The organism is Helicobacter sp. 'house sparrow 1' (assembly GCF_900199585.1).
Classification (GTDB): domain Bacteria; phylum Campylobacterota; class Campylobacteria; order Campylobacterales; family Helicobacteraceae; genus Helicobacter_H.
Map to the genome: position 1 here is coordinate 46,176 of NZ_FZQY01000013.1, position 20,700 is coordinate 66,875.

Annotated in this window: 20 protein-coding genes; 19 read left to right on the plus strand and 1 reads right to left on the minus strand. The window is 33.1% G+C overall.

Features of this window, described 5'->3' with window-relative positions:
* Positions 1–11: 11 nt before the first annotated feature.
* Positions 12–1,673, minus strand: coding sequence for an OmpP1/FadL family transporter (locus C6H31_RS06870; protein WP_104698079.1), 1,662 nt, complete (start codon positions 1,671–1,673; stop codon positions 12–14).
* A 411-nt stretch (positions 1,674–2,084) separates the two neighbouring features.
* On the opposite strand from C6H31_RS06870, the gene C6H31_RS06875 reads away from it, so the two are divergent.
* The 19 genes from C6H31_RS06875 to C6H31_RS06965 all read left to right on the plus strand — a co-directional run.
* On the plus strand, positions 2,085–3,227 hold the full coding sequence (locus tag C6H31_RS06875) for a hydrogenase small subunit (protein ID WP_104698080.1): 1,143 nt from the start codon (positions 2,085–2,087) through the stop codon (positions 3,225–3,227).
* 21 nt (positions 3,228–3,248) lie between these two features.
* Positions 3,249–4,985 carry a nickel-dependent hydrogenase large subunit gene (locus C6H31_RS06880; RefSeq protein ID WP_104698081.1) on the plus strand — a complete coding sequence of 579 codons (1,737 nt, stop codon included), beginning with the start codon at positions 3,249–3,251 and terminating at the stop codon, positions 4,983–4,985.
* 15 nt (positions 4,986–5,000) lie between these two features.
* On the plus strand, positions 5,001–5,672 hold the full coding sequence (gene cybH, locus C6H31_RS06885; RefSeq protein WP_104698082.1) for a Ni/Fe-hydrogenase, b-type cytochrome subunit: 672 nt from the start codon (positions 5,001–5,003) through the stop codon (positions 5,670–5,672).
* A 5-nt stretch (positions 5,673–5,677) separates the two neighbouring features.
* Entirely contained in the window at positions 5,678–6,223 is a 546-nt protein-coding gene (locus C6H31_RS06890; RefSeq protein ID WP_104698083.1) for a HyaD/HybD family hydrogenase maturation endopeptidase, read from the plus strand.
* Positions 6,213–7,769: a hypothetical protein gene (locus C6H31_RS06895; protein WP_104698084.1), complete on the plus strand. Its 1,557-nt coding sequence runs from the start codon at positions 6,213–6,215 to the stop codon at positions 7,767–7,769. The genes C6H31_RS06890 and C6H31_RS06895 overlap by 11 nt, the downstream gene beginning before the upstream one ends.
* 37 nt (positions 7,770–7,806) lie before the next feature.
* Complete coding sequence (gene panD, locus C6H31_RS06900; protein ID WP_104698085.1) at positions 7,807–8,169, plus strand: aspartate 1-decarboxylase; 363 nt, start codon at positions 7,807–7,809, stop codon at positions 8,167–8,169.
* A gap of 3 nt (positions 8,170–8,172) precedes the next feature.
* On the plus strand, positions 8,173–8,472 hold the full coding sequence (locus C6H31_RS06905; RefSeq protein ID WP_104698086.1) for a YbaB/EbfC family nucleoid-associated protein: 300 nt from the start codon (positions 8,173–8,175) through the stop codon (positions 8,470–8,472).
* Positions 8,465–9,508 (plus strand): DUF7488 domain-containing protein, encoded by a 1,044-nt coding sequence (locus C6H31_RS06910; RefSeq protein ID WP_104698087.1) that lies wholly within the window; start codon positions 8,465–8,467, stop codon positions 9,506–9,508. Before C6H31_RS06905 ends, C6H31_RS06910 begins: the two co-directional genes overlap by 8 nt.
* A gap of 7 nt (positions 9,509–9,515) precedes the next feature.
* Complete coding sequence (locus tag C6H31_RS06915; RefSeq protein ID WP_104698088.1) at positions 9,516–10,367, plus strand: polyprenyl synthetase family protein; 852 nt, start codon at positions 9,516–9,518, stop codon at positions 10,365–10,367.
* Positions 10,367–11,149 (plus strand): 5'/3'-nucleotidase SurE, encoded by a 783-nt coding sequence (surE, locus tag C6H31_RS06920; RefSeq protein WP_104698089.1) that lies wholly within the window; start codon positions 10,367–10,369, stop codon positions 11,147–11,149. The genes C6H31_RS06915 and surE overlap by 1 nt, the downstream gene beginning before the upstream one ends.
* Complete coding sequence (locus C6H31_RS06925; RefSeq protein WP_104698090.1) at positions 11,134–12,924, plus strand: extracellular solute-binding protein; 1,791 nt, start codon at positions 11,134–11,136, stop codon at positions 12,922–12,924. The genes surE and C6H31_RS06925 overlap by 16 nt, the downstream gene beginning before the upstream one ends.
* Positions 12,924–13,976 (plus strand): microcin C ABC transporter permease YejB, encoded by a 1,053-nt coding sequence (gene yejB / locus C6H31_RS06930; protein WP_104698091.1) that lies wholly within the window; start codon positions 12,924–12,926, stop codon positions 13,974–13,976. The genes C6H31_RS06925 and yejB overlap by 1 nt, the downstream gene beginning before the upstream one ends.
* Positions 13,976–15,241 carry a homoserine dehydrogenase gene (locus C6H31_RS06935; RefSeq protein ID WP_104698092.1) on the plus strand — a complete coding sequence of 422 codons (1,266 nt, stop codon included), beginning with the start codon at positions 13,976–13,978 and terminating at the stop codon, positions 15,239–15,241. The genes yejB and C6H31_RS06935 overlap by 1 nt, the downstream gene beginning before the upstream one ends.
* Positions 15,234–15,560 (plus strand): YraN family protein, encoded by a 327-nt coding sequence (locus tag C6H31_RS06940; protein ID WP_104698093.1) that lies wholly within the window; start codon positions 15,234–15,236, stop codon positions 15,558–15,560. The genes C6H31_RS06935 and C6H31_RS06940 overlap by 8 nt, the downstream gene beginning before the upstream one ends.
* Positions 15,561–15,613: 53 nt before the next feature.
* Complete coding sequence (gene trxA / locus C6H31_RS06945) at positions 15,614–15,931, plus strand: thioredoxin (protein ID WP_104698094.1); 318 nt, start codon at positions 15,614–15,616, stop codon at positions 15,929–15,931.
* Positions 15,932–16,018: 87 nt separating this feature from the next.
* The gene (trxB, locus tag C6H31_RS06950; protein ID WP_104698095.1) at positions 16,019–16,957 is read left to right on the plus strand and encodes a thioredoxin-disulfide reductase; all 939 of its coding nucleotides are present in this window, start codon (positions 16,019–16,021) and stop codon (positions 16,955–16,957) included.
* A 6-nt stretch (positions 16,958–16,963) separates the two neighbouring features.
* Positions 16,964–17,731 carry a 4-hydroxy-tetrahydrodipicolinate reductase gene (dapB, locus tag C6H31_RS06955; RefSeq protein ID WP_104698096.1) on the plus strand — a complete coding sequence of 256 codons (768 nt, stop codon included), beginning with the start codon at positions 16,964–16,966 and terminating at the stop codon, positions 17,729–17,731.
* On the plus strand, positions 17,731–18,156 hold the full coding sequence (gene ybeY / locus C6H31_RS06960) for an rRNA maturation RNase YbeY (RefSeq protein ID WP_104698097.1): 426 nt from the start codon (positions 17,731–17,733) through the stop codon (positions 18,154–18,156). The genes dapB and ybeY overlap by 1 nt, the downstream gene beginning before the upstream one ends.
* A 297-nt stretch (positions 18,157–18,453) precedes the next feature.
* The coding region (locus C6H31_RS06965) for a hypothetical protein (protein ID WP_158657716.1) at positions 18,454–20,700 on the plus strand (2,247 nt) is incomplete at its 3' end.

A 20,700-nucleotide genomic window follows, 5' to 3' on the forward strand; every position in this document is an offset into this window, starting at 1 on the left:
TGCTCCTTACTCTACCAATGATATTCCAAGCTTGCAGTTAAGATTCTAAGTTGTCCTAGATTTAAGAGTTGTTGATAAAGACTTTCTCTATTATCCTTGAGAGTTAAAGAATATGCAACTCCTAAAATAAAATCCCTAAACTTATATTTTCCACCTAAAGAGAACATATAGCCATTAGAATCTGGAATTCCTATTTTATTTTGGGGGCTTGGGGCTTCATCATAAGCAATGCTTCCCATTAATCTTAAGTTTTTATGATTACTATAAGTTATACCAAGTCTAAAAGTATTGGTATCTCTCCATCCAGCACCCATGTTGCTTACTTGAGAAAAATCAGCAAGCCCTACCATACTTTTTAACTTATCAGAAGAAAAGTGTGTCACCATACCACTTAAACCAGTATAGATAGCATTATCAAAATCAGGAGTCACAGAAAAATTAGGACCCTTAGCCCAAAAAGTTCTCTCATAAACTCCTTCAATCCGTAGTTTTTTATCAAAAAACTCGTGTGCATATGCTAGAGTAAGTATTTCAGGCATATTTACTGCAATATCAAGACTAGTTTGTGTTAGAACATTTCCCATTGCACCACCTACATAGCTTGTGGCTTCAAGACTGCCTTTCATATGAAAGGGTACGCTAGAGTTATAAACTACAGAAAACATTCCATTATCAAAAACCCTCAAACTTGCACTCAAGCGATATCCTGCAGACAAATCCTTTCCTTCGGATTTTTGATACACCTTTGTGGTTCCATACATTGTAGTAGTAGAAGTTTTTACAATATCAGCGATGCTATTGTATTTTCCAAGGGTTATGGTATGCAAAAATGTTCCAGGGGTAATGAGTTGTTTGAGCATATCTTTTTGACTTTGACTCATTAATTCATTTGGAATATTATCAATTCCGATTGCATCTAAGTCTGCCCCTGTGAGTGTGATACAAGAGTTATTAGGATCTATGCAAGTAGGACCCCCTAAATTTTGCCCATCCTTCCATTTCATAGGAACATAAACAACATTATTGAAGCTTCCCATTGCATACATGATTCTAGGTCCAAACCCAAATGAAATTCTATCATTGAAAGTATAGCTGATAGAAGGTGAGAGTTCTACCATCATAATAAATACATCTTGTAAAAATTCCCCACCTTTGTCTTTCCATTGCATTGCAAGACCAGAAGAAGCCACAAAGCTTGCTCCAAAGGTAAAGCCATTTTTGGTTCTTGTTTTGTAAAAAAACTTAGGAAGTATAAAATTTGTCGTCCCTGTGGAACCATTAATAATTTGAGAATCTGCTTGGGAGTGTAAAATATCAATATCTGCTGGAATGACTGAGGGTAAGAGATTAGCAACAGACTGCAAAAAACTGTCATATGCAATTGTTGTATGAGATCTTAATCCTTGATTTGTGGTAGGTACTTGAAAATTAAACCCAGGAATCTGTATAAGAGAAGTTGCAAACTCAAACTCGCTTTTATTTTCATTCCAATCATTACTAAACCCCATATTGGCAGGATTATAATAACTTGCATCAGCACCTCTAGAACCAGCTACATAGGCAGAGTTTAAGGCAGTACCATTAAGAGATTGTTCTTGAACCTTAAATCCCCCAGAATAACAGATGCTTAAGGGAAATAAAGAAAAAAATAAAATACTGATATAAGACTTCATAAAAACTATATTAACTTCCAACTTTTTATTGACTACAAAATCATGGAATCAATTTCTAAATTTATTCATTTTGATTATTCAAATCAGTGTAGTTTATCTAATTTTTAGTGTTTTTTAGAAATGAGGACTTTTTATTTTCTTTTGTTGAATTGTTCATTGAGTTTTTGGCTATGGTTTTAACCAAGGAATAATATAAGTTTTACTTTAATGTTATAAAAGCAGAGATGATTCAATGGATAGGAAGCGTGAGAATAATTGTGTATTAAGAAATGAAAAAAGGGGGTGTGGGAAGATAGGTTTTGTATCTTTTTTTTGAAAAAAGTGCTAGAATAGTCTTGTCGTGTCCTTTGGATAAGACTTGAAGAAATCATAGTATCTACAGAAATATTGCGAGGGAGGATAAAAAAACGAATGCAGTTATTTGATAAAATTTCTAAGAGATTAGATAGTTTGATGGAATTACCTACTTGTAAGAAGAGTGAAAGTTTGCAAGAAGAATTGAGCAAGAAAGGTTTTGAAAGGAGGGATTTTGTTAAATGGGCGGGAATGATGGCAGGTGTTCTCTCTCTACCTGCAAGCTTTACACCCCTTGTTGCAAAAGCAGCCGAGGTTGCTAATCGCTTACCAGTGATTTGGCTTCATATGGCCGAATGTACAGGATGTAGTGAGAGTCTTTTGAGGACAGAGGATCCTAGTATTGATTCAATCCTCTTTGATATGATCAATCTTGAGTATCATGAGACTGTTATGGCAGCTGCTGGATATCAGGCAGAGTTGAATCTTGAGAATGCACTAAAAAAACATAAAGGGAATTATATTTTGATGGTGGAGGGTGGTATTCCTACAGTTGAGCATTATCTCACGATTGGGATGCATGGGAAAACTGGAGCACAAATATGCAGGGAAGCAGCCGAAGGTGCTGCTGCAATTTTTGCCATTGGGACTTGTTCTTCTTTTGGAGGAGTCCAAGCTGCATATCCCAATCCAACTTCAGCAACCTCGCTTAGTAAAATAATCAAAAAACCTGTGATTAATGTTCCAGGCTGCCCTCCAAGCGAAAAAAATATCGTGGGCAATGTTTTGTATTTCTTAATGTTTGGTAGTTTGCCTCCATTGGATGCTTTTGATAGACCAAAATGGGCATATGGACTTAGAATCCATGATACCTGTGAGAGAAGAGGTAGATTTGATGCAGGAGAGTTTGTTCAACAATTTGGTGATGAGGGAGCACAGAAAGGGTATTGTCTTTATAAGGTAGGTTGTAAGGGTCCATATACCTTCAATAATTGTTCAAAGCTTAGATTTAATTCCCATACTAGTTGGCCAATTCAAGCTGGTCATGGATGTATTGGTTGTAGTGAGCCGAATTTTTGGGATACAATGAAACCTTTTGAGGAACCTTTAGCAAATCGGTTGTTTGCTACATCTTATAATGGATTGGGTGCTGATAAAGTTGCTGATACAATAGGTGGAGTTATTCTAACAGCTACAGCAATTGGTATAGCTGCACATGCAACAATTTCAAGTTTCACAAAAAATAAAACAGAAGAGTAAATAAAATAAAAGGAGAGAGTAATGACAAAGAGAATAGTGGTAGATCCTATTACAAGAATTGAGGGACATCTTAGGATAGAGGTGATTGTAGATGAAAATAATGTAATTACAGATGCATTTTCTTCATCCACCCTTTTTAGAGGATTGGAGACAATTGTTAAAGGTAGAGATCCTAGAGATGTTGGTTTTATTGTCCAAAGGATTTGTGGTGTGTGTACTTATAGCCATTATAAGGCAGGGATTTTTGCAGTAGAAAATGCATTGGGAATCGTACCTCCATTTAATGCACAAATGGTTAGAAGTTTGATGAATATTTCATTGTTTTTACACGACCATGCTGTGCATTTTTATACTTTGCATGGTCTTGATTGGTGTGATATATTATCAGCACTTAAGGCAGATCCTGCAAAAGCTGCAAAAGAGGCGTTTAAATATGCACAATACCCAATTTGTGCTGGAGAAGATGAACTTAAGGCAGTTCAAAAAAGAGTAGCTGATTTTGTAAAACAAGGTGCTCTTGGGCCATTTAGTAATGCATATTGGGGACATAGAACATATCGTTTTACCCCAGAACAAAATCTAATTGTTCTATCGCATTATCTAAAACTTCTTGAGATTCAGAGAGAAATTGCAAAAATGATGGCAATTTTTGGTGCCAAACAACCGCATCCTCAAAGTCTTACGGTTGGTGGTGTTACTTCTATTATGGATATCTTAGATCCTTCAAGACTTGGAGAGTGGTCTTCAAAATTTGATTTAGTGAGTGATTTTATCCATCGTGCGTATTATGCTGATGTCTTGATGGCAGCAAAAGCTTTTGGTAATGAACCATCTGTATTAAAGGGATGTGGTGTTAAAAATTTCATTTCTCATGCTGAAATGCAAATAGGAGCAAACGAGTATCTCTTTAGTAGTGGTATTGTAGTCAATGGCGATTTATCTAAAGTTCTTCCAATTGATGAGAATTTAATTAAAGAGGAGGTAACAAATTCTTGGTATAAGTATGAAAATACACAAGAAAAAGCATTGCATCCTTATGAAGGGCAAACAAATCCGGAGTATACAGGTTTTATAGATGGTGAAAGTATCGGAGCAAGTGGCAAGCAAGAACATACAAAGCTACTTGATATCAATGGTAAGTATTCTTGGATAAAATCACCAAGATATGATGGTATGCCTATGGAAGTTGGACCTTTAGCATCAGTAGTTGTAGGCCTGGCGGCAAAGAATCCATATATTACCCCAGTTGCTACAAAATTTTTAAAAGATAGTGGTTTGCCTGTTGAAGCATTATTTAGCACATTGGGAAGAACAGCTGCAAGATGTATTGAAGCTGTTGTAATTTGTGATCATGGTAAAAAAGCCTTTGATGCTTTGGTGGAGAACTTAAAAACTGATCAGTCTGTCTGTGCACCTTATGTAATTGATAAAAATAAGGAATATCAAGGAAGATATATCGGTAATGTTCCTAGAGGTATGCTCAGCCATTGGGTAAAGATTAAAAATGGTGTTGTGGAAAATTATCAAGCAGTGGTTCCATCTACTTGGAATGCTGGACCTAGAGATCATAGGGGACAAAAAGGTCCTTATGAAACAAGTCTTATTGGAACTAAGATAGCAGATTTGACACAGCCACTTGAAATCATTAGGACCATACATTCTTTTGATCCTTGTATTGCTTGTGCTGTTCATGTAATGGATACTAAGGGTAATAAGTTGAGTGAATATAAAGTCGAACCTAGTTTTGCGAGAATATAAAAAAAGAGGTAAAAAATGAAAAATACGCAATATAGAGCATTGCGAGAGTTTTCTACTCTAGTATGCCTTTTTCATTGGATTAGAGCTTTCTGTATTTTTGCGTTGATTGCAACGGGGTTTTATATTGCCTATCCTTTTTTGCAACCTAAAGTCAGTCCAGAGCCTACCAATTTTTTACAAGCTTATATTAGAAGCATTCACTTAATTGTAGGTTTTATGTTGATTGGAGTTTCTTTTTTTAGACTTTATCTTTTTTTGTTTGACAAAAAGAGTTCGCCTGAGAGGGCTTCTATTGTTCAGCTAAAAGAGCCTAAAGTCTGGTTATCAGTAATTGGTTCTTATTTGTGGATTAGTAAGCATCCTCATATTAAAGGGGCTTATAATCCATTGCAATTTACCACATATTTTATTTTGGCAGTTTTGGTATTACTTGTTTCTATTACAGGAATATCTCTTTATATAAATGTTTATCACGATGGCCTTGGTGGGATGTTGATGCCATTTTTTAAGTGGGTAGAAGTTGTTTGTGGTGGATTGGCAAATGTTAGAGTTATACATCACATATTAACTTGGGCATTTATAATCTTTATCCCTGTGCATATCTATTTAGCTGTTTGGAATTCAATAAAGTATCCAAATGGTGGTGTAGATGGCATTGTTAGCGGTATTCGCTATCAAAAATATTAGTTTTTATGAAGTTACTTGTTTTAGGAGTGGGGAATATTTTGTTTGGTGATGAGGGTATTGGTGTTCATCTTTGTAATTATTTAAAAATAAATTACAAATTTGAAACCTCTCATCAGGTTGATTTTATTGATGGTGGGACATTAGCCCAAGCCCTTATTCCACTTATTACCTCTTATGATGAAGTTTTAATATTAGATTGTGTAGATGTAGAGGATGCTGAAGTTGGCTCAGTCTATTTTTTTCCATTTGATAAGGTGCCAAATGTTATCACTTGGGCTGGTAGTGCTCATGAAGTTGAAATGTTACAAACACTGCGACTCATTCAAGCAATGGGTGATTTGCCTCCTGTGAGTATCGTTGGTGTGATTCCTTATGTGATTGGAGAGGATACCACTTTTGATTTATCTCAATCTGTTTTAGAAGGTGCAAAGGTTATGGAAAAGATTGTTTTAGAATTTTTGGCAAATAGGGGTATAGAGGCTAAAAAAGTAAGAGAACTTGATTTGCAATTTGTGGCAAATCATTCTTTTAGAGGTGTAGATGATCTTTGATTTCACCTTTTCTTTTCTTGATGATTTTAACATTCTTAGGGATATTCTTAAATATCAAGCTATAGATTCTAAGATTTGCTTCAAAGAAAAAATATTTAAGGAAGAGAATTCTTATGTTTTTTCTATTAAAGCTACAGAAGAAGAGATGCAGGACTTTGCACAAAAAATTTCTCTAAAAATTCCCTTGTCAATCAATTTTAAATTTAAAAGTTTGGAAGTATCTCAAGATGATGAAGAGGAATTTCAAGAGACATTGGAAGCTTCAAGAGATATTCTTGATGCCTATAAGATTGGAAGCATTATTCAAAATCAAGATATTAATGAGGTAAAAAAATGGTTGCATGACCCAAAATTTTATAACCTAGGAGCTTTGGATGACTTTGATTCATCTTTTGAAGTTATTGTTCAAAAACTTTTAGAAAAAGAAAAAATTTTGATTAATAATTCTAGGGGCAAGCTTTTAATTTCTTTGGAAAAAATAAGTAATCAAGCTATATTTTGGGATATTGATGCTCTAAAAACTTTTTTACGGGTAGATGATTATCAGATACAAGCACTTGCAAGCTATGAAAAACCAAGTATGATGCTTTGCCCCAAAGAAGTCTTTGTCAAGGAGTTTGATTCAGAGTTTTTAGAGTGTATGTTACCCTATGATTTATTTTTAGGAGTTTTGGGTAAAAAATGCTTGCAAAATAACATTAGTTATGTATTTACTAGTTTTGCTCAAGAAGATATTGATATTAAGACAAGTGTTGTATACAAGCAAGAAGTACCTATAATGGAACAAGTTACTGTAAGTAAAAATGGTTCCATTTTATTTCGAGATGGTAAAAAGGTTGGGAGTTTTCCTAAATTTATCAGTACTTATAGTAAGGAATTAGATTGTGTAGAAAATCAAAGATTGATTGTTTGTATAAGTAAAGACAATCCTTTGTTTTTTTGGATAAAAGACAGGAATGGATATAAGAATACAATTCAACTAGATTTTGAGCTTAATCCAAGATTATTGTTGATGATGATACGAGAGTATGAAAGTGGAGACAGACTTATTGAAAACTTCAAGAAGACTTTTTTGTTCTTGGATGAGAAATTAGAAAAAATTGATGATAGAAGTAGAAAAACGCAAAATATATTTGAATTGTTTTCTGTAATAGGATTTATTTTAGGTTATGCTGATACACTAGATTCTCAAATCATTTTACAGAATGCTAGAAAATATCTTAGAGATAAGGGTCCGCGTATTGATTTTAAACTTTTAAAGCTTGATGATGGAATCATAAAATTGGACTATCCAAGAATTTTACGATCTTGTATGAGTTTTAGGTTGGCTGGGGTTGATGATGCAACTTTGAGTTATGGTATTTTGGATTCTATGGGTGAGTTTTATTGTAATTTTATACAGGACTTATATATTAATTTTTCCTTAAAAAAAGTTTTGGTTTTTGGTAATGCACTTGAAGAAAAAATAATATTAGATAAGATTTTGTCCAATATGCCTAGAGATATTGACTTGGTTTTACCAAAGAAAGGTTTCTTGGATTATTAATATTTTTGATACAATCCAGAAAAAAAACGGGGTTAAAATGCAAGTAGAGATGCTTTATAGTAAGATACATCGTGCAAGAGTTACAGATGCGAATCTTGATTATGTTGGATCTATCACAATTAGTAGAGATTTGGCTAAGTCAGCAGGACTTTTAGAGGGTATGAAAGTAGATGTTTTAAACATTAATAATGGCGAGCGCTTCACAACTTATGTAATTGTTTGTGATAAGGAGGGGGAAATTTGTATCAATGGTGCTGCGGCAAGAAAAGTAGCAATCAATGATATTGTGATTATAGCAGCTTATGCAAGCTATACTTTAGAAGAATTAAAGGATTATAAGCCGACAATTGTGGTAGTAAATACTGATAATAAAATTGAAGCAATAAAATATGAGGTGTAGATAATGTTTGATGTTGAGGGTTTGAAAAATATTTTTGGTGGAATGCAAAAAGAAGTTGAAGATTTGCAAGAGAAGGCCAAGAGTATAGTTTTAAGTGCAAAGAGTGGTGGTGGTTTAGTTAGCGTAAGCATCAATGGAGCTGGAGAGCTTATAGATTTGAGTATAGATGATAGTTTACTAGAAGATAAAGAGTCTTTGCAGATTTTATTGATGAGTGCTTTAAATGATGCTTATAGAAGTGTTGAAGAAAATAAAAAAAATATGGCACTGAATCTTTTAGGGGGTATGAAACCCTTTGCTTAAGATACCTTTTTATTCTTTTATTATTTTTCTTCCTTTTTCTTTATTATTTGGGATGAATTTTTCTTTTTGTCAGAAGCACTACCAGCAGGTGGTGTGGAAAGTAAAAGACATAGATTCAGTCCCAATTTTATACCAGGATAAGGTGTATTATGTTGCCTATTCTAAAAAACCTTTGATTAGTGAATATGTATTAAGATCTGATCCTTTTATTGGACTTTATCTAATTGATGCAAAAAAGAATCCCAAAGGTTATGTTCTAAGAGATTTAGAAAAAAAACCTCAAGATATTCAGATTGCTATCATTGGAAGCAAGGGATCAAAAGAAGCTAAAGTCTTGCAAATGCAAGAGGGTTTTTTAAAATATGGAAAACTAAATCAAATTATTGAGCCAAATGCAGTACTTGGAGATATATGCTATCAAATTTATGGTATTGGTGCAGATAATGGTTTTATTGATAAAAAATATCTTGAAAGATTTTTATCTCAAGATGAGGCTTATTATGGGGATATAGGAATAAGGTTAGATAAAAATAGGGTTAGAGAGATTGATCCGTTTTTTAAAAACAATCCTTTTAAACCTAGGGATATTATCATTCAAATCAATGATAATAAGATCACAGAAAAAACAAATGTAGAATGGATTGTTGCCAACCTAGCCTATGAAAGTAAAGCAAGTGTTAGTGTTTTAAGACTGGAAAATGGGAAGAGTGTAACAAAAACTTTTAAAGTAGTTGTAAAGAAGCTTTTTGGTGGCTATTTACTACAAGATACTTTTTTTGAAAGTCAAGGAATAAAGATTGATAAAGATTTAGTGATAAAGCGTTTAAGTAAAAATTTGAATAATGGACTTGAAAACCTCAAAAGAGGAGATAGGATCTTGTGGATCCATAAACAAGATCCACGAAAGCTTGAAGGGGAAATTTTTTCAAATTTAAGAAAAGTACTTTCAGATACTTATACAGAATATGGTTTTATTGAAATGCTTATCAGTAGAAATGGCTTTCAATTTAGTTTAAAAATTCATCCTAATAATTGAGGTTTTAATGTTTTTACAAGAATTTGAGGAGTTTTTAAGGCAACAAGAACCAAAGCTAGAGGGTTTTCATCCTAACCTACAGAAAGCATTTTGGGAGATGCTTTTAAATGGAGGTAAGAGATTTAGACCAGCATTATTGTTAAGTGTTGTAGATGCATATACTCCAACTTTAATGAAAAATGCCTTTTTACCTGCCTTGGCCTTAGAATGTTTGCATACTTATTCTTTAATTCATGATGATTTGCCTAGTATGGATAATGCAGATTTAAGAAGGTTGCATCCAACTTTACATAAAAGCTATGATGAAGCAACAGCAATTTTAATAGGAGATGCATTAAATACTTATAGTTTTTATCTGCTCTCACAAGCAAGATTAGATCCTAAAGTAAAAATTTGTTTGATAGAGGCTTTGGCTTATAATGGTGGAATTAATGGCATGGTTTTGGGACAGGCTTTAGATTGTTACTTTGAAAATCAGCAACTTTCATTAGATAAACTTTGTTTTATACACTTAAATAAAACCGCAAAGCTCATTGCCACAAGTTTGAAAATGGGGGCAATTATTGCAGATTTATCCCAAAAGGAAATACAAGATTTTTATGATTTTGGATTAAAATTGGGAGTGTATTTTCAGATACGCGATGATATCATTGATTCCACTCTTACAGATCAAGAAGCGGGTAAGACTACACAAAATGATAGTAATAAGAATAGCTATGTGAATTTACTAGGGCTTGATGGAGCGCGAAGAGAAGCTCAAAAAATTAAAGAAGAAATTTTGGCAATGTTAGAAAAGTTTGATATCAGGTTGCAAGAAAAACTTTTAATCTTGTTGAGTAAATATTTTGAGGAAAAATAATGAAAAAAATTTTATTAACAAATGATGATGGTTTTGATTCTAAGGGCTTATTAAGTTTAAAAGAAGCGCTAAGTGATATTGCACAAGTTTTAATTGTGGCACCTGCTAGCGAAAAATCTGCCTGTGGCCATAGTCTTTGTCTCACAAAGCCTTTAAAATTTGTCAAGGTAGATGATGATTTTTATAAGCTTGATGATGGAAGCCCCACAGACTGTATTTATCTTGCAATGAATGCAATTTATAAAGATGGGCAAAAGCCTGATCTTATTATTTCAGGGATTAATTTAGGGTCTAATATGGGAGAGGATGTTACATACTCTGGAACTGCTGCGGGAGCTATTGAGGGAGTAATACAAGGAATTCCATCTTTAGCAATTTCACAAATACTAAAAGATAAAAATTTAGCTCAAGAGTTTGATTTTGCTCTTGCAAAAAAAGTAATTAGGGAAATTGTTTTAAAGATTTTTGAAAATAAGTTCCCGCTAGGTGATCGAAAATTCCTAAATATTAATGTTCCACAAATTAGTATTAAAGATTTTAAGGGTTATAAAGTTACTCAAAAAGGCTACCGTCTCTATGCAAACAATGCACATTTAAACAGGGATCCCAGGGGTAATGAGTATTATTGGATTGGATTGCAGCCACTTGCTTGGAAAGATAGAGAAGGTATTGTTTCTGATTTTAATGCTACAAAGCAAGGTTATGTTTCAATTACTCCTATTACAATCAATATGACAAGCTATGAAGATATGGATGTAATAGAAAAATGGTTGATAAATTAAAGCCTTTTTTCTATTTTTATTTTTTTTGCTTTTGTATTGTTTTTGCTAAGCCCTTTATTGCATTAGATGGAGAAGTAAAATATAAGGATTTAAAACATTTTGATTATGTAAATATAAATGCAAAACAAGGGGGAGTTTTTAGGAATTATGAGATAGGTAGTTTTGATAGTCTTAATCCCTTTATATTAAAAGGGAATCCAGCACAAGGGTTAGAGTTAATTTATGACACTTTGATGGTTCAAAGCCTTGATGAGCCTTATAGCCAATATGGACTTATTGCTGATAATATCCAAGTTGCTGATGATCATTTTTCAGTAATTTTTCACATTAATCCCTTAGCTAGATTTAATGATGGGGTGAGGGTAACTGCACAGGATGTAAAATTTAGTTTTGATACTTTAATGCAAAAGGGTTCAATTATTTTTTCTCAATATTATGCAGATGTAAAAGAGGCTAAAGTTTTAGATTCTCAAAATATACAGTTTGTATTTAAAACAAATCAAAATAAAGAATTGCCTTTGATTTTAGGACAACTGCAAATATTACCCAAACATTTTTATATAAAAAATCAAGTTAATACATTTGGTGATAATGTTTTGCAAAAACCACTGGGTAGCGGTCCTTATTCTGTGGAAAGTTTTGATATAGGTAAAAAAATTATTTTTAAAAAAAATAAAGATTATTGGGCAAAGGATTTACCGGTAGTAAAGGGTTTTTTTAATTTTGATAAAGTGGTTTTTGATTACTATAAAGATGAGAGTGTTGCTCTTAAGGCCTTTTTAAAAGGGGATTATGATTGGCGGATTGAAACAACGGCAAAAATTTGGGCCAGGGGTTATGTAGGAAAAGATGTTAGAGAGAATAGGATTCATAAGGTGATGATAAAACATATGCTTCCTAGTGGAATGCAGGGGTTTTTTATGAATGCCAGAAAAGAGTTTTTCAAAAATCCCCTAGTTAGAGAAGCTTTGCTTTATGCTTTTGATGGGGAATGGAGCAATAAAAATTTATTTTTTTCTCAATATAGTAGAACTCTTAGTTTTTTTAATAATTCAATTTATGCGATGAAGGGAAAAATTACGCAAGAAGAATTAAAGATTTTAGAACCCTATCAAGATCTGATTGCAAAAAAATATCCTCGGCTATTAAAAGAGGAATTTATTATTCCTAAGACTGCAGGTGATGGTTATTCTAAAAGAGAGAATCTTAAATATGCGCAAGAGTTACTTAAAAAAGCAGGTTATGAAATAAAAGATTTTCATCTTGTTGATTCTAAAACAAAAAAACCTTTTGTCTTTACACTAACTTTAGAAAATCCAGCATTTGAAAGATTGGCACTTGCATATGCAAAGAATTTGGAAATTTTAGGGATTAAGATGAAGATAGAGATTGTAGATTCAAGTCGTTATAACACCCTTGTGAGGAACTTTAATTATGACATGATAGTTGGAATCATTGGCCAGTCTTTATTTCCAGGCAACGAACAACTTTATTACTGGAGTTCTAAGAGTGCGGATACAAAGGGTAGTAGAAACTATGCAGGAATTAAGGATGAAATCGTTGATGACCTTATAGCAAGATTAATCAAATCAAAAAATAAACAAGAGCAGATTGCCATTACTAAATCTCTTGATAGGGTTTTATCTTGGGGTTTTTATGTAATTCCTCATTTTTATTTACCCTATTATCGTATCGCATATTGGGATAGAATTAAAATGCCAAGCAATTCGCCACTTTATGGTTTTACCCCTTATGTATGGTGGATAGAAGAATAATGTATCAATATATTATAAAACGTCTTTTATTATTAATACCCACACTTTTTGGGATTCTCACCATTAATTTTTTTATCATTCAACTAGCTCCAGGTGGGCCCATAGAGCAGATAGTTCATAAGATTCAAAATATTCAAGCCAAAACAGAAACAAGTATAACAAGCTCAAAAATTGGGGCTTATGGTAATGATAATTTAGACCCTGAAGCACTTGAGTCTTTAAAAAAACTCTATGGCTTTGATAAATCAATTTTTGAGCGCTATAAAGATATGATTGTGCAGTTTTTAAAATTTGATTTTGGAGAGAGCTATTTTCGTAAGATTAGCGTATTGGATTTGATAAAAGAAAAAATGCCTGTTTCAATTTCTTTAGGTATTTTTAGCACGCTTTTAATTTATCTGATAGGGATTCCATTGGGAATTTTAAAAGCTTATAGGGATGGAAGCAGGTTTGATGTTATAACTAGCGTTATTATAATTATGGCAAATGCAATTCCTGCTTTTTTATTTGGAATTTTACTGATTGTGTTATTTGCTGGAGGATACTTTGATATCTTTCCACTTAGGGGGCTGGTAAGCGATGATTTTTATTCTTTAGACTTATGGGGTAAAATTAAAGATTATTTGTGGCATATAACTCTACCTGTAATTTGTCTTAGTATAGGTGGTTTTGCTACTTTGACACTATTAGTGAAGAACTCTTTTTTAGATGAAATGCAAAAATATTATGTAGTTTATGCTCGGATTAGAGGAATTAATGAACAAAAAATCTTGTATTTTCATATTTTTAGAAACGCGATGCTTTTGGTAATTTCTTCTTTTCCTACCATATTTTTGGGAATGTTTTTTTCTGGCTCTTTGCTAATTGAAATCGTTTTTAGTCTTGATGGTTTGGGGCTTTTGGGATATGATAGTCTTTTGTATCGTGATTATCCTGTTGTATTTGGGACTTTGTATATTTTTACTTTATTTGGGTTAATTGCTAGTTTATTGAGTGATTTGTTATATGTTGTAATTGATCCTCGTATAAATTTTGATAAGAAAGGGCATTAATGAGAGAAATTAAAATAGGAATAATCGGAGTGGGGGTAGTTGGGAGTAGTGTTGTAAAAATTTTGAAAGAAAATCAGGATATTATCAGTGCTAGAACAGGTGCAAAACTTGTTGTTACAAAAGGAGTAGTAAAAAATCTAGACAAAAAAAGAGATGTAGATATTGCTTTGAGTGATGATGTAAATTTTGTGATTGAGGATGAAAGTATTGAAATTGTAGTAGAACTTATGGGAGGTGTTGAAGAGGCTTTTGAAATTGCAAAGAGGGTATTATCCAAACAAAAAAGTCTCGTAACTGCAAATAAGGCAATGTTGGCCTATCATCGCTATGATTTACAAAGAATTGAAAAAGATTATCCTATTGGGTTTGAAGCAAGTGTATGTGGTGGAATACCAATTATAAAAGCCCTTAGAGATGGACTAGGAGCCAACCATATTTTGTCTTTAAAAGGGATTTTAAATGGCACAAGTAATTATATTTTGACACAAATGATACAAAATAAAATTGATTTTAACCAAGCATTGCAACAAGCTCAGAATCTAGGGTATGCTGAAGCTGATCCAACATTAGATATCAATGGTTATGATGCAGGACATAAACTTTTGATATTAGCATCTCTAGCTTATGGAATTGATGCAAAACCAGAAGATATTTTGATTGAGGGAATTGAAAAGATTAATTCCAATGATATTGCTTTTGCAGATGAATTTGGGTTTGTGATTAAACTTTTGGGTATTGCAAAGAAAATTCAAAATGAGATAGAACTTAGGGTTCATCCTGTTTTGATTGATAAAAACAAGATGATTGCAAAAGTAGATGGTGTGATGAATGGAATTAGTGTAACTGGAGATAGAGTGGGTGAAACACTATATTATGGCGCCGGTGCCGGTGGAGATGCGACAGCAAGTGCAGTAATTAGTGATTTGATTGAGATTGCAAGAGGTAAGAACTCTACAATGCTTGGTTTTGAAAAAAATAATTCCTCATTAACCCTAAGAGATAAGAAAAAGATCCAAAGTAGGTATTATATCCGTTTGAGTGCTTATGATAAGGTAGGGGTTCTAGCAAAGATTTCAAGTATTTTAAGCAAGAATGATATTTCCATTCAAGCTTTTTTACAAAAACAAGCACAAGATGAAGTAGCAAAGTTGCTTTTTACTACTCATAAATGCCAAGAATCTAATATTTATAATGCTTTAGAAGAGATAGATCAGCAAGATTTCATAGAGAGCGAATCTTTTTTTATTCGTATTGAAGATGAGTAGAGAAAAAGGCAATATTGCTGAAAAAATGGCAAGAGAGTATCTCATATCCTGTGGGTTTGAGATTGTTACACAAAATTTTTATTCCAAGTTTGGTGAAATAGACATTGTTGCACTAAAGGATGAGGTATTGCATTTTGTTGAGGTAAAAAGTGGGGAGAATTTTAATCCAATTTATGCAATCACACCAAAAAAACTCCAAAAAATACAAAAAACAATCCAATACTTTTTGATGCAAAATAAAATTGATAGACAATATTGTATAGATGCGATCTGTATCCAAAAGGATAAAATAAACTTCTTGGAAAATATTATCTTTTGATTTGTAAATTAAGTATAATCTTCTACGAAAATATTTTTTTAGGAGAATTATATATGGGAAAATATGTCGATTTAAATGCAGAAAATTTTGATTCTATAACAAGTAAAGGTTTAGCGGTTGTAGATTTTTGGGCACCTTGGTGTGGTCCTTGTAGAATGCTTGCTCCCGTAATTGATGAACTTGCAAATGAGTATGATGGAAAGGTGGCAATTTGTAAAGTAAATACAGATGAGCAAGATGAACTTTCTGCAAAATATGGAATTAGAAGTATTCCTACTATTTTATTTATGAAAGATGGTCAAATTGTAGATCAGGTTATAGGCGCAACTTCAAAACAATCCCTCAAAGATAAAATTGACTCATTGATGTAATTTTTAGGAATCTTAAAAAAGATTCCTAATGGTTGAATTTTTAATAATACTATAGCAACAATTCTAAAATAAATTAAGGACGTTAAAATGATAGATTTGGCAATTATTGGTGGTGGTCCTGCTGGTCTTTCTGCTGGATTATATGCCACAAGAGGCGGTATTAAGAATGTTGTTTTATTTGAAAAAGGTATGCCTGGAGGTCAGATTACAGGTAGTAGTGAGATAGAAAACTATCCTGGTGTAAAAGAGGTGCAAAGTGGTTTAGATTTTATGCAGCCTTGGCAAGAACAATGCTTTCGCTTTGGTTTAAAGCAGGAGATAGCAGAAGTTCAAAGGATAAGCAAAAAAGGCCAAAATTTTGAGATTTACCAAAATGATGGGAAAATGGTTGAGGCAAAGTCTGTTATTGTTACAACAGGAGGAAGACCAAAGAGAACAGGCATTAAGGGTGAAAGTGAATTTTGGGGAAAAGGTGTAAGTACTTGTGCAACTTGTGATGGCTTTTTTTACAAAAATAAAGAGGTTGCGGTGCTTGGAGGAGGAGATACGGCTATTGAAGAGGCAATTTATCTTACAAAAATGTGTAAGAAAGTGTATCTGATCCACAGAAGAGATTCCTTTAGAGCTGCACCTATAACTTTGGAGCACGCTAAAAAAAATGAAAAGATTGAGTTTTTAACTCCTTGCACAGTAGAAGAAATCAAAGGTGATAATATGGGGGTTACAGGTGTTTTGGTTAAAAACATCCAAACAAATGAATTAAGAGAATTGCAAGTTCCTGGTATTTTTATCTTTGTAGGTTATGAGGTTAATAACCAAATCTTAAAGCAAGAAGATGGCAGTATGCTTTGTGATGTGGATAAATATGGTAGTGTCATTGTAAATTTATCGATGCATACTAGTGTAGAGGGTCTATTTGCTGCTGGAGATCTTAGAATAGAGGCTTCAAAGCAGGTAGTTTGTGCTGCTGCAGATGGTGCTACAGCTGCTCTTCAAGCAATTGCATATTTAGATTCAATAAAGTAGAAAAAAGTGATAAAAGTAGGAATTTTTGGTGCAACCGGCAGGGTAGGTAGATTACTCATAGATCTAGTGAAACAAAGTGATAAATGTGAGTTGGGAGCAATTTTTGTTCGAGGTTCCTTGGAACTTGATTTACCTAAAAATTGTCTTGTGACAAATGATTTAGAGCGATTTATTCAAGCTAGCGATGTAATCATTGATTTTTCACTACCACAGGCTACAAGGTCTTTACTAGAGGCTCTAGAAAAATTTCCAAAACCTCTAGTAAGTGGGACAACAGGGCTTGATGAAGAAACTTTTTCAAAAATTAATAAACTATCTATCAAGACACCTATCTTATATGCGACAAATATGTCAAGGGGTGTTGCAATTTTAAACAAAGCAATAGCAATGGTAGCAAGGAGTTTTCTTGATTCTGATATTGAGATTTGTGAGATACATCATAGAAACAAGAAAGATGCACCTAGTGGAACCGCTTTGACACTGGCACAAACTTGTGCTGATGCAAGAGGTTTAAATTTACAAGAAGCTTTGATTGGTGATAGGAGTAAGACAATAGGTGCAAGAGGTCAAGATGAAATAGCTGTAGTGAGTCTAAGAGGCGGAGATGTTGCAGGTAGGCATACTGTAGGGTTTTATGCTGATGGAGAGTATTTGGAATTCTTGCATAATGCAACTTCAAGATTAACTTTTGCTAAGGGAGCCTTAGATGCTGCCTTGTGGCTAAGAGATAAGCAAAGTGGCCTATACACAATACAGGATTTGTTTGATTTTTAATGTTAGAAGTAGAGAATCAAACAAAGGTTGATATAGACATTTCATTTTTATGTCTTATTGCAGAGACTATGTCAGATAGGGATATTGATCTTATCTTAGTAGCCAAAGACACAATTCAAGAATTAAATAAACTTTATCGCCATAAAGATACTCCCACAGATGTTTTGAGCTTCCCGCTTGATGATATGGGAGGATTTGAGCATATTCCTCTTGGAAGTATAGCTATTTGTGTTGATATTGCACAGGAAGTCGCCTTGAGTTATAAGCACTCTTTAGAGCAAGAAATTGCCCTGCTTTTGATACATGCTATCTTGCATCTTCAGGGATTTGATCACGAGGTGGATGATGGAGAGCACCGGATTGAGGAAGAAAAGTGGATCAAATTCTTTAAATTGCCAACAAGTCTCATTACAAGAAATCAGTAGTTTAAAAATTGAGGTAATACAATTATAAAGGTTAAGCTTTTAACTTTTAAAAATAAGAAATAAATAAAATTATTTTTAGTTTTTATTAAAAATTTAATATAAAAATTATAAAAAATAGGCTACAATCTCCATTCACATTTTCAAAACTTTCAATACTTAATAAAAGAAGGGTTTATTTCATTATTTTAGTTGGTTATTAATATTTTATTATCTAAATAACAAGAATCCACCTCAAATCCCCTATATGTGTGTTTGAAAACTTTGGAAATGTTAAATATAAAAATCAGGGAGATTGTTATGAATGTGAAAAATTATAGTTTAGGAGGAGCTACTGCTTTTTTAGCTTCTAATAAAACTTTAAAGAAAACTTTCTTTAAACCAGTTGTTGCTAGCTCTTTGGCTTTGTTGCTTGGGAGTACTTTGTATGGACAAGAAGCTAATACCGATTGCATAGGTTCAAATAACTGTACACCTATAAAGGATAATATTACTTTTAAATTTGGAGGTGACTCTGGAACCACAGTTGATGTTACAGGCAGTCAAGTTACCTTTGGAAGTGGTGTAAGTAAGGTTACATTAAAAGATACTAACTTTACGGAACAGGAGTTTAACTTTGCAGGTAAGCTAATGACTATTAACTTCAATAATCAAAATTCTAAAACCTTTGAACTTATCGCAGAAAAGAAACAATTTAAGGGAAATTTAAGTATTGTTGGAGGTGGCACAGGCAATAATTTTAGTGCTGATTTTAAATATGGTATGGATGGATATATCGATATTGGAAAAGATAATTCTTCCAGTGCCAAGATAGCATTTACTTTTGGCGATTCTTCTAGTGTAAAAGAAGATGGCTCTAGCACAAGTAATGCAGTATCTGTGGGAGATATTACAATCTATGATAGCTCTGCAGAGGGTTCTAATACTTTTACTTTTAAAAGTGATGTAATCACTCAAAGAGCTTGGACTCATCGTGGAAATAGTGAATTTATTTTTGAGAAAAATGCAACTCTTAAAACTTCAAAAGAAATCATCTATACAGGCTATTTTAGCACTACAAATACTAGTGCTTCCGCAACTTTCACTTTCAATGGAAATGCTACCATTCAAAGTGAAAATGGTGTTGAGGGTATTGCTATCCAAGCAGCTGGTAACACAGATAATAAGACAATGAAAAATACCCTAAACTTTAATGGAAATAACTCCACTAATTTAGTTGAAGGAATCATATCTGCAACAGCAAATATTAACAACAATAACTCTAAAAGATATGCAGAAAATAATCTTATTTTTGGTGCAAATACTTCTGTAAATACGATAAAAGGAAAAATCGAAGCTGCGGTTGGAGCTTATGTTTCAAATAATATTAAATTTAACAATACTTCAGGAACCAATAAAATCATAGGTAATATTTCCTCTGATGCTGGAGAAAATATTATAGCTTTTGCAAATGGTGCTTCAAACACTATTGAAGGAAAAATTTATGCAGCCTTCAATGGCGATAAGAACAAGGGTAAAAATACCATCGTATTTGGATTAGCTTCACAGCAACCACTATCAGCAGAAAACACGGAAGCAAAGAATGCTATCATAGGTAGTATTGATGCAGATGCTGCAACTAATACTATTACTTTTAAAGATGGAACAACTAATTTTATTCAGGGTGATATTCTTGCACGTTCAACTTTTCAGGGTCCAGGAGAAGGGATTAATACTATAACTTTTGAGAATGGAACAACTAATATAATCAAGGGTAATGTCACTGCAAATGGTGGTGGAACTAATAATATTAAAATTGTAGGCAAAGAAGCATCTAAATACCAAGAGATAGGACAATTAAATACTTCAATTCCTGAAGGACTTTCTTTCCTAGCTGGTAATATTGAGACAAATGGTGGAACCAATAACCTAATCTTTGAAAATAGTATTTGGTTACCAAATCATATTGTAAGTGCAAATAAACAATCAGTAAGTTTTCCAGAGAATCTATCAGGAACTCTAACCAATAATGGTGGAACTACAAATATTGTGCTTAGAACTTCAAATGCATCACTCAATGCTTTAGGCACTTCCATGTTTAATGTTGAAAACAAGAGTGGTAATGTAAATGTTGTTGTGCAGGGTCAAGTCAATATTGGTGCTAATGTTTCTTATGCAAGTAATACATCAGGAAACACTACATTTATTTTTGCAAATAGTAATGACATAACAACTCAAAAAGATGGAAGTGTAGGTGATAGTTTTGATAGTAGTTCTACAGACATTAGTCAGAATAAAGTTTTAGGAGTAACCTATCAAGATGGAGTAAAACTTGTTTTAAAAGATAACAATATTGGTGGTGATGCTCCTTTCCTTAATCCTTATAACGATTATCTTCAAGGTGTAGCAGAGAATGCGAGTCTCTTAATTCTTAAAACTAATAGAAGTCTTAGTGATAACACTCAAACAGACACCATAACAATTAAAGGTTTAGCTCTAGGAGATATGTCTAGACTTTCAGTAAGCAAAGGAGCTGCTACAACAGATATAACTAATAACTACAATGTA